This window comes from Streptomyces sp. MZ04, assembly GCF_004684775.1.
Lineage (GTDB): Bacteria > Actinomycetota > Actinomycetes > Streptomycetales > Streptomycetaceae > Streptomyces.
Map to the genome: position 1 here is coordinate 1 of NZ_SRIC01000227.1, position 13,930 is coordinate 13,930.

11 protein-coding genes are annotated in these 13,930 nt (G+C 71.7%); 8 read left to right on the top strand and 3 right to left on the bottom strand.

Annotated elements, in window-relative coordinates; genetic code table 11:
* A partial coding sequence (locus tag E2651_RS32530) for an MBL fold metallo-hydrolase (RefSeq protein ID WP_135334853.1) occupies positions 1 to 1,009 on the top strand: 1,009 nt, incomplete at its 5' end.
* Here the strand turns inward: E2651_RS32530 and E2651_RS32535 are convergent.
* Positions 960 to 1,577, bottom strand: coding sequence for a VTT domain-containing protein (locus tag E2651_RS32535; protein ID WP_135334854.1), 618 nt, complete (start codon positions 1,575 to 1,577; stop codon positions 960 to 962). The genes E2651_RS32530 and E2651_RS32535 overlap by 50 nt on opposite strands.
* Entirely contained in the window at positions 1,574 to 2,362 is a 789-nt protein-coding gene (locus E2651_RS32540) for an MBL fold metallo-hydrolase (protein ID WP_135334855.1), read from the bottom strand. Before E2651_RS32540 ends, E2651_RS32535 begins: the two co-directional genes overlap by 4 nt.
* A 94-nt stretch (positions 2,363 to 2,456) precedes the next feature.
* On the opposite strand from E2651_RS32540, the gene E2651_RS32545 reads away from it, so the two are divergent.
* The 3 genes from E2651_RS32545 (at position 2,457) to E2651_RS32555 (ending at position 6,599) form a co-directional block, all read left to right on the top strand.
* Positions 2,457 to 2,879 carry a hypothetical protein gene (locus E2651_RS32545; RefSeq protein ID WP_135334856.1) on the top strand — a complete coding sequence of 141 codons (423 nt, stop codon included), beginning with the start codon at positions 2,457 to 2,459 and terminating at the stop codon, positions 2,877 to 2,879.
* 79 nt (positions 2,880 to 2,958) lie between these two features.
* Positions 2,959 to 5,106 carry a phage holin family protein gene (locus E2651_RS32550; protein ID WP_209446302.1) on the top strand — a complete coding sequence of 716 codons (2,148 nt, stop codon included), beginning with the start codon at positions 2,959 to 2,961 and terminating at the stop codon, positions 5,104 to 5,106.
* Between the two features lie 83 nt (positions 5,107 to 5,189).
* Positions 5,190 to 6,599: an amino acid permease gene (locus E2651_RS32555; RefSeq protein ID WP_135334858.1), complete on the top strand. Its 1,410-nt coding sequence runs from the start codon at positions 5,190 to 5,192 to the stop codon at positions 6,597 to 6,599.
* Between the two features lie 36 nt (positions 6,600 to 6,635).
* Here E2651_RS32555 and E2651_RS32560 read toward each other — a convergent pair whose 3' ends face one another.
* Positions 6,636 to 8,267: a DUF6345 domain-containing protein gene (locus E2651_RS32560; protein ID WP_135334859.1), complete on the bottom strand. Its 1,632-nt coding sequence runs from the start codon at positions 8,265 to 8,267 to the stop codon at positions 6,636 to 6,638.
* Positions 8,268 to 8,560: 293 nt separating this feature from the next.
* Here E2651_RS32560 and E2651_RS32565 point away from each other — a divergent pair, with 293 nt between their 5' ends.
* From E2651_RS32565 to dnaK, 4 genes are all read left to right on the top strand, one after another.
* Positions 8,561 to 9,622, top strand: coding sequence for a MoxR family ATPase (locus tag E2651_RS32565; RefSeq protein WP_135334860.1), 1,062 nt, complete (start codon positions 8,561 to 8,563; stop codon positions 9,620 to 9,622).
* Positions 9,619 to 11,427, top strand: coding sequence for a hypothetical protein (locus tag E2651_RS32570; protein WP_135334861.1), 1,809 nt, complete (start codon positions 9,619 to 9,621; stop codon positions 11,425 to 11,427). Before E2651_RS32565 ends, E2651_RS32570 begins: the two co-directional genes overlap by 4 nt.
* A 73-nt stretch (positions 11,428 to 11,500) precedes the next feature.
* Positions 11,501 to 11,926 (top strand): OsmC family peroxiredoxin, encoded by a 426-nt coding sequence (locus E2651_RS32575; protein WP_135334862.1) that lies wholly within the window; start codon positions 11,501 to 11,503, stop codon positions 11,924 to 11,926.
* A 170-nt stretch (positions 11,927 to 12,096) separates the two neighbouring features.
* On the top strand, positions 12,097 to 13,917 hold the full coding sequence (gene dnaK / locus E2651_RS32580) for a molecular chaperone DnaK (RefSeq protein WP_135334863.1): 1,821 nt from the start codon (positions 12,097 to 12,099) through the stop codon (positions 13,915 to 13,917).
* Positions 13,918 to 13,930: the final 13 nt, after the last annotated feature.

A 13,930-nucleotide genomic window follows, 5' to 3' on the forward strand; every position in this document is an offset into this window, starting at 1 on the left:
GCCGCGCACCCCCGGCGGGGCGCGGCTGTGGCCGAAGTCGTTCGCTGACCGGCTGACCGCGCCGCTGCCGGGGCTGCGGGCCCTGGCCCGGTTCGCCCGCGAGGGCTCGCTGCGGCCCACCCCCGAAGGCCTCGCCGACATCCCGCGGCTGCCCTTCGAGCCGGGGCCGCTGCCCCGGGTCGACGCCCGCACCGTCGCCGTCACCTGGGTGGGGCACGCCAGTTGGGTCATCCGGATCGGCGGGCTCACCGTCCTCGCCGACCCCGTCTGGTCCCGCAAGATCCTCGGCACGCCGGCCCGCGTCACGCCCGCCGGCGTGGCCTGGAGCGCGCTGCCGCGCGTCGACGCGGTCGTCATCAGCCACAACCACTACGACCACCTGGACGCCCCGACCCTCGCCCGGCTGCCCAGGGACACCCCGGTGTTCGTGCCCGCCGGGCTCGGCCGCTGGTTCACCCGCCGCCGCTTCGGCCGGGTCACCGAGCTGGACTGGTGGGAGGCCGCCGAACTGGGCGGGGTGCGCTTCGACTTCGTACCCGCGCACCACTGGTCCAAGCGGAGCCTGGTAGACACCTGTCGCACCCTCTGGGGCGGCTGGGTGCTCACCGACGCCGAGGGGCAGCGGATCTACTTCGCGGGCGACACCGGCTACGGGCACTGGTTCGAGCGGATCGGCGCCCGATATCCCGGCATCGACCTGGCGCTCCTTCCGGTCGGCGCGTACCACCCGCGGTGGTGGCTCAAGGACGTCCACTGCGATCCGGAGGAGGCCGTGCGGGCCGCGGCCGATGTCGGCGCGCGGCGGCTCGCGCCCATGCACTGGGGCACGTTCCTGCTGTCGGGCGAGCCGGTCCTGGAACCGCTGACCCGGGTGCGTACCGCGTGGGAGAGGGCCGGGCTCGCCCGCGACGACCTGTGGGACCTGCCGGTCGGCGCGTCCCGCGTCCTCGCCTGGCCGGCTAGGAAGCCGTACGCCGCGCCCTGCGCCACACCGTGGGCGCCACACTGATCAGCACCGTCAGGCCGACCGCCACCGCCACGCCCTCCCACGGCTCCGAGAAGAGCGAGCCGCCGAGAATGCCGATCAGCTGGTACGTCAGGGCCCAGGCCAGGCAGGCGGGCGCATCGCCGCGGGCGAACTCGCGCAGCGGCATCTTCGCCATCAGGCACGCCAGCATCACCGGGATCCGCCCGGCGGGGACGAGCCGGGACAGGACGAGGACCAGCACGCCGTGGGCCGCGAGTTTGTCCTGCGCCTGCTCCAGGCGGTCCTCGGGCGCGCGGTCGCGGATCGCCGCGAGCCAGCGCGAACCGTTCTTCGACCCCATGCCGCGCCGCCCGAGCCAGTACAGGGCGAGGTCCCCGAGGAACGCGGCGAGCGCCGAGACCCCGAACACCAAGAGGAGCGAGAACGGCGCCGTCTGGTGGAAGGCCACCACGGCGGCCGAGCTGACCAGGGCGCCCGTGGGCACCACCGGCACCAGCGCGCCGAGCACGATGAGCAGGAACAGCGACGGATAGCCCACCGCCTGCTGCGTCGACTCCGGCGGCACCTGGGCCGCCTCGGCGAGGATCACTGGGGTTCCCCCTTGGTGACCTCGGGCCGCACGCTCTCGCCGTGCCCGAGCCGGTGCACCGCCACCTGGGGTGCGAGCCGCGCCGCGTGGCGCACGAACTCCTCGCCCGGCGCGTGGAATTCATGCGGGCGCACGGCGTCCATGCCGATCGGCCAGTACGTTCCGTAGTGCACCGGCACCGCGCTGCGCGGCGCGATCCTGGACAGCGCGACGGCCGCGCCCCCCGCGTCCAGATGGCCGTGACCCAGATGCGGGCCCCAGCCGCCGACGGGCAGCAGCGCCACGTCGACCTCCCCCACCTCGTCGGCCATCGCGTCGAACAGGCCGGTGTCCCCGGCGAAGTACGTCCGCGACTCACCGCTCACCACGAACCCGAGCGCGGGCGCACGGTGCGGTCCGACGGGCAGCCGCCGCCCGTCGTGCAGCGCGGACACCACGCGGACGACGAGCTCGCCGACACGCACCTCGTCGCCCGGCACCACCTCGACGAGACGCAGGTGGGAGAGCCTGCGGGAGAGTCCGGGCACCGCGCCGGGGGCGCCGCGCGGCAGCAGCACGCGGGTGCCGGGCGCGATGCTCGCGAGCGATGGCAGATGCAGATGGTCGGCGTGCAGATGGGAGACGAGCACCGCGTCCGCGACGGCAGCGTCCGGGGGCGGCAGCGCGCCCCTGCGCCGGCGCAGATGGGCGAGGCGGCGGGCGAACAGCGGGTCCGTGAGCACCCGCAGACCCGAGTCCTCGATCGTGCAGGTGGCATGACCCCACCAGGTGATCTCCACCGGCACTCCGGTTCCTCCTCCGTGCGACTGTTTACGAGCCTACGGCCAGGAGTAGGGTCTTCGGCTGACGACAGCTGACGACAGAGGTGAGGAGGACGCGATGGAAGACACGGCAGGCGTGTGCGGGGTGCGGGTCGCGTCGATCGCGAGCCTGACGCCTCTGGAGGAGCTGGACGTCGACCCGTTCCTGGTGGACTCCCGCAGCCAGCACGCCATGTGCGCGCGGTGGGCCGAGGCCCGCGGGTACGTCGTCACCCGTGAACTCGTCGTCCGCGGCCTGCGCGCCGACCACGCCGTCCTGTGGGCCGACGTCGAGGCGGGCCTCGTGGACCTGTTCGTCGTGCCCAGCCGCCGCGTCCTCGACCTCGCCCTGCGCTCCGCCGACGAGTTCACCGCGGAGTGCGGTCGGCGCGGGGTGCGGATCGAGACGGCGGGCCTCGCGGAGCCGGCTTACGACGCGGTGATGAAGGCGCATGTCCACCGGCGCCTTTCCATGCCCACCGCAGGGTACGACGGCCGTTGACCTCGCTGATTCGTTCTTCGGTCAGTGCCGTATGACACGCTGGTGTCCGGTTCTGTCATGAAACGTGAGGCGGCGCGGCGTGGGGCGAGGGCGATGGCGGGCGGTCGGGAGTGCGCTGTGGCGGTCCGTCGCCGTATGGGTCGTCAGTACGCTCACCATGCTCGCCCTCGCCGGCATCCTGCCCGACTTCCAGTTGCAGTCCGCGGACGGTGACAGCGCCACCCGCATCGCCGTCACCGCGGCCCTCGGCGCCGGCGCCTTCGGTCTGCTCTCCGCCCTGGTGTGGCCCGTCCTCGTGCGGGCCCTGCTGCTCGTCCCCGCTCTGGTGCTCGGTCTGCTCGCCTTCTTCCTCAACGGCTCGCTGCTGCTCCTGGCCCTCAGGCTGATCCCGGACGGCCGCGGTGATGCCAACGCCGAGACCGCCGTGGTCGTCGCCGCCGTGATGTCCGCCGTCGCCTCCGCCACCGGAGGCGCCCTCGCCGTCCGTGACGACGACGCCTACCGCCGGCGCCTCTACCGGCTCGCCGACCGCCGTCGCGGCCGGCTCGTCGAAGGGCTCGCCGGGCCCACCTCGCCCGGCACCGTCTTCCTCCAGCTCGACGGGGTCGGCCACGACGTCCTGCGCTCCGCCGCGGAGAAGGGCCTGATGCCGACCGTCGCCGGCTGGCTCGGGCAGGACGGCGGGCGGGCCAGCCACCGGCTCACCCCCTGGCGCACCGACTGGTCGAGCCAGACCGGCGCGAGCCAGCTCGGCATCCTGCACGGCTCCAACGAGGACGTCCCCGCCTTCCGCTGGTACGAGAAGGACACGGGGGAGGTGATGGTCTCCAACCGCCCCGCGTCCGCCGCGGAACTGCAGCGCCGCGCCATCGAGCGCACCGGCGACGGCGGCCTGCTCACCGTCGACGGCGCGAGCCGCGGCAATCTCTTCAGCGGCGGAGCCGAACAGCTCGCGCTCGTGCTCTCCATCGCCGCCCGGCGTGGCAAGGAGAACCGCTCCCGCGCCGGGTACTTCGCCTACTTCTCCGACCCCGCCAACGCCGTGCGCACCGCGCTCTCCTTCATCGCCGAGGTCTTCCGCGAGATCGGCGAGTCGACCGCCGCCCGGCTCAAGAGGCGCCGCCCGCGGGTGAACCGCGGCGGGCTCTACCCCTTCATCCGGGCCTTCGCGACCGTCGTCGAGCGGGACGTCGTGGTCGCCGCCGTCATAGGGGACATGCTCGCCGGGCGCAGCTCGGTCTACGCCGACCTCGTCGCGTACGACGAAGTGGCCCACCACTCCGGGCCCGTCAGCGGCGACGCGGAGAAGGTCCTGCAGCGCCTCGACCGGTCCATCGCGCTGATCGCCAAGGTCGCCGAACACGCCCCGCGCGCCTACCGCATCGTGCTCCTCTCCGACCACGGCCAGAGCCCCGGCGAGACCTTCCGCGGCCGCTACGGCCTCACCCTCGGCGACCTGGTCAGGGCGGGCTGCGGGCTGCCCGTGCCGCGTAAGGCGCAGCGCACCCACAGCGGCGCCGAGGCCCGCTCGACGGCGCGCGCCGCGCTGCGCCGCCCCGTCGAGGAGGGCGCCGAGCACCGGCCCGCCCGCCGTGCCGAGCCCATCGTGCTGGCCTCCGGCAACCTCGGCCTGGTCTCCTTCCCCGACGTCCCGCACCGCATGACCCGCGAGGAGATCGACCTGCGCCACCCGGCGCTGCTTCCCACCCTCGCCAACCATCCGGGCGTCGGCTTCGTCCTCGTACGCGGCGAAGGGCGCGGCCCCGTCGTGCTCGGCGCGCGCGGCGCCGAGATCCACCTCGACGAGAAGCCGGACGACCTCGGGCCGCTCGCCGACTTCGGTCCCGGCGCCGCCGACGCCGTGCGCCGCACCGACGGCTTCCCGCACACCGCCGACATCATGGTCAACTCCTGGTACGACCCCCAGGAGGGCGAAGTGCTCGCGTTCGAGGAGCAGATCGGCTCGCACGGCGGACTCGGCGGCGCCCAGGGCCACCCCTTCCTGCTCTCGCCGCTCTCCCTGTCCGCGCCCCTGGAGAACGGCCGTGAACTCGTCGGCGCAGAGCGGGTCCACGACGTACTCAGACGCTGGCTCGGAGAGTTCAGAGGGCCGGAGATTCCGCTGGTGGGAGGGGCCCCGGGGGCCCCGGACGATTCCCGGCGCGAGGGGCCGGGCGACACAGCTTTTGCGGCCACCGACGGTTCCGTACAGGACAAAACACACTGATTTTGAGCGCATCGCGTCGTGCCCGACCATGGGCTCGCGCCCGGCGATCCCGGGCGCCCCCGCACGACGAGAGGCACCACCCCATGCACGACACCGGAACCGCGATCCTGCCGGCTCCGGCCCCCGACCAGGAAGAACAGCACGAAGAACAGCACGAAGAGCAGCACGAAGAGCAGAGCAAGCACGCTCGCCGCTTCGGACTGCCGATCGCCACCTGCCTGGTCATGGGCAACATCATCGGCGGCGGCATCTTCCTGCTCCCGGCCTCCGTCGCCCCCTTCGGCACCATCAGCCTCGTCGCGTTCGCCGTCCTGACCGCGGGCGCCATCGCCCTCGCCCTCGTCTTCGGGCGGCTCGCCCGGCGCGATCCGCGCACCGGCGGACCGTACGTCTACGCCCGTGAGGCGTTCGGCGACTTCGCCGGATTCCTCGCGGCCTGGTCCTACTGGGCCACCGCCTGGGTGTCGAACGCGGCGCTCGCCGTCGCGGCCGTCGGCTATCTGGACGTCCTGATACCGGTCGACGACCACAAGTGGACCGCCTGCCTTGCCGCCCTGGTGATTCAACTGCTCCCCGCACTCGCGAACTTCGCGGGCACCCGGTACGTCGGCGCGGTCCAGCTCGTCGCCACCGTCCTGAAGTTCCTGCCGCTGCTCCTCGTCGCGGTCGGCGGCCTCTTCTTCTTCGACAGCGGCAACCTCGGGCCCTTCCAGGCGAGCGACGACAGCCCGGTCGGCGCCGTCTCCGCGTCCGCCGCCATCCTGCTCTTCTCCTACCTGGGCGTGGAGTCGGCCGCCGTGAGCGCCGGCGAGGTGCGCGATCCGCGGCGCAACGTCGGGCGCGCCACGATCCTCGGCACGCTGGGCGCCGCCCTCGTCTATCTGCTCGGCACCCTCGCCGTCTTCGGCACCGTCGCCCACGACAAGCTCGTCGGCTCCACCGCGCCGTTCTCGGACGCCGTCAACGTCATGTTCGGCGGCTCCTGGGGCGGCATCGCGGTCGCCTGCGCCGCCGTCGTGTCGATCCTCGGCGCCCTCAACGGCTGGACGCTGCTGAGCGCCCAGACGCCGTACGCGGCCGCCAAGGACGGGCTCTTCCCACCCGCCTTCGGCAAGAAGAAGCGCGGCGTGCCGACCGTCGGCGTCCTGGTCACCGTCGTCCTCGCCTCGCTGCTCACCGTCTACAACTACACGGCCGGTTCCAGCGGCGTCTTCGAGTCCCTCGTCCTGATCACCACGTTCACGGCGACCGTGCCCTACCTCCTGGCCACCGCCGCGCAGATCTACTTCCTGATCTCCGGGCAGGGCGAGCGGGTCGACCGCGGCCGCCTGGTGCGCGACGGGATCCTCGCGGGCATCGCGTGCGGGTTCTCCCTGTGGCTGGTCGCCGGGTCCGGGTACGCGGCCGTCTACCAGGGCGTGCTGTTCCTCTTCGCCGGCGTCGTCGTCCACGCGTGGATGGCGGCCCGCAAGAAGCGGACCGCCACCCACTGATTCCCCGACCCCCGTCGGTCGTGGCCCTGCCCCGGACTACCGGGCCAGCGGTGCGACCACCCAGCGACGAGTGGTGAACATGCCGTCGGGCGGGCCGATCTCGATCAGCTTGCGGGCGGCCGGGTAGGCCTCGTTGCCCTCGATCTCATAGCCGACGTCGAACGTGCCCGGCACGTCCCTGACCTGGGGCTGCTCCGTGGCCTTGGCGCCCTGCCCGCCCGGCTGGTCGGCCGAGACGGCGGCGAGTTCGGCGAGCAGCTTCTGCTGGGCGGCGGCCAGCGCCTTGCGCGGGTCGCGCTCCAGCGGCGCCGCGGCCGCCTTGCCGCCCTCGGGCGGCGGCGAGACGTTCGTGCTCGGCTCGCGCGTCGTACCTGTGGTCTCTCGGGTGGAGATCTGCGCCTGGACGACGGTGGCGTCGTTGTCCAGGACCACGCGGACAAGACCGCGGTCCGGGGTGATGACCGGTATGCCGTCGAAGACCTGACGGAACGTCACATGGGTCTGCAGCGACACCGGCTGCCCGAGCTCGGAGCCGTCCTTGGCCCCGGAGTTCTGCATCAGGTCGTGCACGCTGTCGACGACCAGCTCGGCGCCGTCCGCGTGCTGCTCGGCGAACGCGCGCGCCGCCTCGACGGCCCGCTCGGTCGGCAGCTGCCTGAGGTTGCGGTGGTTGGCCTCGGCGAGCTTGACCCACCTGCTCGCGTGCGGCGCGGTCGAGATGGTCCGGTCGCCGGAAGTGGCGCTGAGCACGCCCTGCCGCTCGACCTGCACCTCTTGCAGCGCCGCCGACGGGAAGTTGGCGAGCTGCCCCATCCTGGTGAGCTCCTGGCCCGGGTCGCGCGGCGCGAGCTGCACGATCTGCGGGCTCGCGGGCGCCTGCGTCAGGGGCTCCCTGAGGCTGTCGCGGGCGTAGTACCAGCGCCACGCGTACCAGTTGTCCGGCACGTGCTCGCGGTACAGGGTGCGCTCGCCGTTGAGGCGGGCGGTGGCCTCGGCCTGGGTGGCGCCCACGGCGCAGACCGACGGCGCCTGGCCGTTGTAGATGTCCCAACTGGCGTTCAGCCAGGCATCCGTGAAGGTCTGCCCGGCCCGCCACTTCTCCCAGAACTTCTTGCCGTAGTCGGGACTGTCGATGCTGACCGTCTCGAACCCGAAGATCATGCGGAAGCCGATGTTGGGGCCCGCCCAGGTGCGGATCGGGGAGTGCCCGCCGAGCACCCGCAGCGAGTTGCAGGTCGACCAGAAGACGTAGTTCGCCTTCTCGTTGCCCAGCGCCATCCGGTTGGAGATCGCGTCGCTGCGGCCGTCCCAGACCGCGCCGAGTGGCGCGAAGAAGACCCCGTTCCCGTCCATGCCGCCGTGGCCCGAGTGGTAGACGGCCACCACCGCGTCCATGCCGTAGCGGTCCTGCCAGTTGTCGTACGTCTCCTCGTACGCCCACACCTGCGCGCCGCCGTCCGCGAACCAGAAGTTGCGGTCGTAGAACTGCTGGAGGTATGCCAGCCACCCGGTGGCATCGGCGTGTGTGTGGAAGAGCGATGACTGATTGACGAACTTCTGGATGCTGAACGCACCCCACCAGCCGAACGTCGAGTCCCGGTCGCCCGCGGCTCCGGGCTTCTCCGCTTCCAGCGGAGACGGACCGCGGTCCGTGTAGTTCATGCGCATGGCCAAACCCCCTGAGGTGAATTCCTCGTCCCGTGCGCGAGGGGGCCTCAAAATGTCACCGCGCCGGAACCTTGCACAGTTGGCATTCCGGCCATAGCGGGCGCGTACCAGGGCTTTCGCCCCGCCCCAGTCGCCTCTCTGGAGGGGGCGTGCGGGGTGGTACGCGGCCGGGCGCGGAGGATGCCCGTGCCGCGGAAAATGGTGTGCGCCCCGCCTCGCACAGCGCACACACTGTTCGTACCGGACCCCGCGCACCTGCGCGCCCCACTCGAACACCCCCAAGGAGCCCCTGCGTGCAGGCTGCTGTCAGCGTCACCCCCGCCAGGATTCCCGAGCTGCTGCTCGGGCTCGCCACGGTGCGGCCCGTTTTCATCTGGGGCGCGCCCGGCATCGGAAAGTCCTCCCTGGTGCGGAAGTTCGCCGACTCCCTCGGCCTGGAGTGCGTGAGCCTGCTGGGTACGCAGCTGGCTCCTGAGGACCTCATCGGCGTACCGCAGATCCGCGACGGCCGTTCGGTGTTCTGCCCGCCGGAGTCGATCGCGCGGGACGAGCCGTACTGCCTGTTCCTCGACGAGCTGAACGCGGCGACACCGGACGTCCAGAAGGCGTTCTACTCCTTGATCCTGGACCGCCGCATAGGCAACTACGAACTCCCCGAGGGCTCGATCGTGATCGGCGCGGGCAACCGCGCCACGGACAACGCGCTCGCGCGTCCGATCTCCTCCGCACTGGTCAACCGACTTGCCCACGTGCACCTTTCGGCGTCCGCGACGGACTGGCTGGGATGGGCGGCGGACCACGGCATCCACCCGTGGATCACCGACTACTTGACCGACCGACCCGACCACCTCTGGTCGAAGCCCCCGAAGACGGAGGAGCCGTTCTCCACGCCCCGGTCCTGGCACATGCTGTCGGACGCGCTGCACTCCTTCGGGCCGACGCTGGACGAGGAGACCCTGAAGGTCGTCGCGCACGGGACGCTGACGCCGGGGCACGCGGTCGCCTTCTGCGGGTACGTCAAGGTCGTGCGGAGCCGGTTCGGGCTCGACGCGATCCTGAAGGGCGACGCGCGGTGGCCTCGTCGGCCGGAGGAACGGGACCTTCTGTACTACCTCGCGGAGTCGTTCCGGGGCCGTCTGGCGAAGGAACTCCCCGCGTCCAAGGAACACGCGTCGCCGTCCGTCCGCCAGACGGCGTACCGCGCCAAGTCGCTGCTCGTGCAGCTGGCGGAGATCTCGGTGGAGGTAGCGCAGACGGTCATCGCGGACGACACGGACGGCAATCCCCTGCTGCCGGCGTGGTTCTTGGTGGAGGCGGCGAGGGACATGCCGCGGCTGGTGGAGGCGAGGCGATGACCCCCTCGCGCCGCCGAGGCAAGAACAAGGACGACACCCGCCCCGACCCCGCAACAGAGGCCTACCTCAAGGGGCTTGCCCTGGTGCGGAGCAACCCCGCCCTCGACTCCCTCGAAGCGAACTTCTGTCGGACCGGATGCCGCGTCGCGCCCCCGCACGGCTACGCCCTCGTCGACTCCGACGGCTGCGTACACGTCCACCCCACCCGAAGGGCAGAACCGGCCCACTGGGCCTGGGCCCTCTCCCACTGCCTCCTCCACCTCGGCTTCGGCCACGTCCCCGCCGCCAAGGGCCCCCGCGAGCAGCCCGACCGCTACGACCTCGCGGCGCGCTGCGTGGTCGTACACCGCTTCCAGCAGACCTTCCCCGTCGGCAGCCCGCCCGACGAGCTGCCCACCGAGTTCCCCGGCGGCGACGAGGAGCAGCTCGCCGCGCGCTGGCGGCGTGACGGCATCCCGGCGGAGTACGAGCACTGCGGCGCCGGCGGCACCGCCGCCGACCAGGTGCTCGAGCCCTGGCCCGCCTGGTACGGCCCCGTCAAGGACTGGCAGACCGTCTTCGCGCACGCCCTCACCCGCACGGTGTCCGCCGCCATGGACGTGGCGGGCGGGCGGCGTGACGAGCTGAAGGGCGAGCGCGTACCCGCCCGCCCCTGGGAGCGCGCGCTCAACTGGTTCGTGTCCTCCTACCCCCTCCTCGGCGGCATCGCGGCCGGCATGACGGTCGTCGCGGACGCCGAACTCGCCCGCGCCCACGACATCTCCGTCGCCGCGGTCAACGCCGACGCGGGGGAGATCTACATCAACCCGCATGTGCGGTACGCCGACGAGGAGTGGCGGTTCATCCTCGCCCACGAGATGCTGCACGCCGCCCTGCGGCACGGCGATCGGCGGGGTACCCGCGACCCGTATCTCTTCAATGTCGCCGCCGATTACGTCATCAATGGATGGCTGCTCGAGATGGGCGTCGGCGAGATGCCCGAAGGGCTCCTGCACGACCCGGAGTTGGCGGGGCTCAGCGCCGAGGAGGTGTACGACAGGATCGTCGCCGACCAGCGCCGCATGCGCCGGATGGCGACCCTGCGCGGCAAGGGGCGCGGCGACATCCTCGGGGAGCGGCTCGGGCAGGCGGGGGACTATGTCGACCTCGACGAGTTCTACCGGCGCGGACTCGTCCAGGGCCACGAGCTGCATCATCAGCAGGACCGGGGGCTGCTGCCCGGCGGTCTCATCGAGGAGATCCGCGCGCTCACGCATCCGCCCGTGCCGTGGGACGCCCAACTGGCCCGCTGGTTCGACGAGTTCGTGCCCCGGCCCGAGCCCCTGCGCAGCTACGCGCGGCCCTCGCGCCGCCAGGCGTCGACCCCCGGCATCCCGCGCGCGGGCCGCTACCACCCGCCCGAGGAGATCGCCCGCTGCACCTTCGGCGTCGTCCTGGACACCTCCGGCTCCATGAGCCGCGTCCTGCTCGGCAAGGCGCTTGGCGCCATCGCCTCGTACGCCACCGCACGCGACGTACCGGCGGCCCGCGTCGTCTTCTGCGACGCGGCCCCGCACGACGCGGGCTATCTGCCGGTCACGGAGATCGCGGGACAGGTGCGCGTGCGCGGCCGCGGCGGCACCGTGCTGCAGCCCGGCATCGATCTGCTCCAGCGCGCGGACGACTTCCCGGCGGCCGCGCCGGTCCTGGTGATCACCGACGGGGAGTGCGATGTGCTGCGGGTGCGCAGGGAGCACGCGTATCTGCTGCCGTCCGGTGGCCGTCTGCCGTTCACCGCGCGTGGGCCGGTCTTCCGCGTGCGCTGAGTCCGGGTGTGATCGGATGGGTGCACGGACGTTCCGACACGCAGCACGGAACCGTACTGAAGGGATCTCCATCGTGGCTACCACGCGCTCCGCGCACACGGTCTGGGAAGGCAACCTGCTCAAGGGCACCGGCACCGTCACCTTCGACTCCTCCGGGATCGGGGAGCAGGCGGTGTCCTGGCCGGCCCGCGCCGAGCAGGCGAACGGCAAGACCAGCCCGGAGGAGCTGATCGCCGCCGCGCACTCCAGCTGCTTCTCCATGGCCTTTTCCAACATCCTCGACAAGGCCGGCAACCCGCCGACCCGTCTGGTCACGTCGGCCGACGTGACGTTCCAGCCCGGCACCGGCATCACCGGCATCCACCTCACCGTCGAGGGCACCGTGCCGGGCATGGACGAGGCCGCGTTCCTCGCGGCCGCCGAGGACGCCAAGGTCAGCTGCCCGGTGAGCCAGGCGCTGAAGGCCACGCCGATCACGCTGACGGCGAAGCTCGCCTGACGACGGGCCGCGCCCGTACGAACGACTGTGCCGCCGTCCCCCTTGCGGGGGCGGCGGCACAGTCGTACCCGCCCGTACCCGTAGACGCGGCATTGACAAGACGACGCTCAAGTTTTGTGATGGAGGGCGGAGTACGCCGGGAACGGGCTCGCGGTGGAAGGGGACTGGACATGGCACGTGCAGTCGGGATCGACCTCGGTACGACCAATTCGGTGGTGGCGGTTCTGGAGGGCGGCGATCCCACGGTCGTCGCCAACGCGGAGGGCGCGCGCACCACGCCCTCGGTCGTCGCCTTCGCGAAGAACGGCGACGTCCTGGTCGGAGAGGTCGCCAAGCGGCAGGCGGTCACGAATGTGGAGCGCACCGCCCGCTCCGTCAAACGCCATATGGGCGACGGGAGTTGGCGCTTCCCCGAGAGCGGCGCCGTGGACGGCACCCGGTACACCGCGCAGGAGCTCTCCGCCCGCGTCCTGCAGAAGCTCAAGCGTGACGCCGAGTCCTATCTCGGCGAGGACGTCACCGACGCGGTCGTCACCGTCCCCGCGTACTTCGACGACGCCCAGCGCCAGGCCACCAAGGAGGCCGGGGAGATCGCGGGCCTGAAGGTGCTGCGCATCATCAACGAACCGACGGCGGCCGCCCTCGCGTACGGCCTCGACAAGGGCGACGACCAGACCGTCCTCGTCTTCGACCTGGGCGGCGGCACGTTCGACGTCTCGCTCCTGGAGATGGGCGACGGTGTCATCGAGGTGAAGGCCACCAACGGCGACACCCAACTGGGCGGCGACGACTGGGACCAGCGGATCGTCGAGCACCTGGTGCGGCAGTTCAAGAACGCGTACGGCGTGGACCTCGGCAAGGACAAGATGGCGCTGCAACGGCTGCGCGAGGGCGCCGAGAAGGCGAAGATCGAACTCTCCTCGTCGAGCGAGACGGACATCAACCTTCCGTACGTGACGGCGTCGGCGGACGGCCCGCTGCATCTGGCGGAGAAACTGACCCGCGCTCAATTCCAGGAGCTCACCGGCGACTTGCTCGAACGCTGCCGCGTCCCCTTCCACCAGGCGGTGAAGGACGCGGGGGTGCAGCTGTCCGCCGTCGACCACGTGATCCTGGTGGGCGGTTCGACGCGGATGCCGGCGGTGACGGAGCTGGTCAAGGAACTCACGGGGCGCGAGCCGCACAAGGGGGTCAATCCGGACGAGGTGGTGGCGCTCGGCGCGACGCTCCAGGCGGGGGTGATCCGGGGCGACGTCAAGGACGTACTCCTCCTGGACGTGACGCCGCTGTCCCTCGGCATCGAGACCAAGGGCGGCATCATGACCAAGCTCATCGAACGCAACACGACCATTCCCACCCGCCGTTCGGAGACCTTCTCCACCGCCGAGGACAACCAGCCGTCGGTCGGCATCCAGGTCTTCCAGGGGGAGCGGGAGATCGCCGCGTACAACAAGAAGCTGGGCGTCTTCGACCTCACGGGGCTGCCCCCTGCCCCGCGCGGCGTCCCCAAGATCGAGGTGACCTTCGACATCGACGCCAACGGAATCATGCATGTCTCCGCGAAGGACGAGGCGACGGGCCGCGAGCAGCGCATGACGGTGACGGGCGGCTCCGCCCTGCCCAAGGACGACATCAACCGCATGGTCCGTGAGGCGGAGGAACACGCGGAGGAGGACCGCAAGCGCAGGGAGGCGGCGCAGACACGCAACCAGGCGGAGCAACTCGTCTACCAGACCGAGAGGTTCGTGAGCGAGAACGAGGAACAGATCCCCCCGGAGACCAGGGCGGAGGTGGACTCGGCGTCGGCCGAGGTGAAGTCCGTACTGGACGGCGGCGACGCCGCGGCGATCCGCACGGCCGCGGAGAAGCTGGCCGCGGTGAGCCAGAAGATGGGCCAGGCCATGTACGCGGCTTCCGGCGGGGGCGGCGAGCACTCTACCGAGGAGGGTGTGGCTGTTCTCTTATACACATCTGACGCTGCCGACGAATAGCCTTGTGTTGATC

What these genes read in the sequence shown, in the direction of transcription:
- dnaK (WP_135334863.1), top strand. Translation starts at nt 12,097, where the DNA reads ATGGCACGTGCAGTCGGGATCGACCTCGGTACGACCAATTCGGTGGTG.
- E2651_RS32560 (WP_135334859.1), bottom strand. Translation starts at nt 8,267, where the DNA reads ATGCGCATGAACTACACGGACCGCGGTCCGTCTCCGCTGGAAGCGGAG.
- E2651_RS32555 (WP_135334858.1), top strand. Translation starts at nt 5,190, where the DNA reads ATGCACGACACCGGAACCGCGATCCTGCCGGCTCCGGCCCCCGACCAG.
- E2651_RS32545 (WP_135334856.1), top strand. Translation starts at nt 2,457, where the DNA reads ATGGAAGACACGGCAGGCGTGTGCGGGGTGCGGGTCGCGTCGATCGCG.
- E2651_RS32570 (WP_135334861.1), top strand. Translation starts at nt 9,619, where the DNA reads ATGACCCCCTCGCGCCGCCGAGGCAAGAACAAGGACGACACCCGCCCC.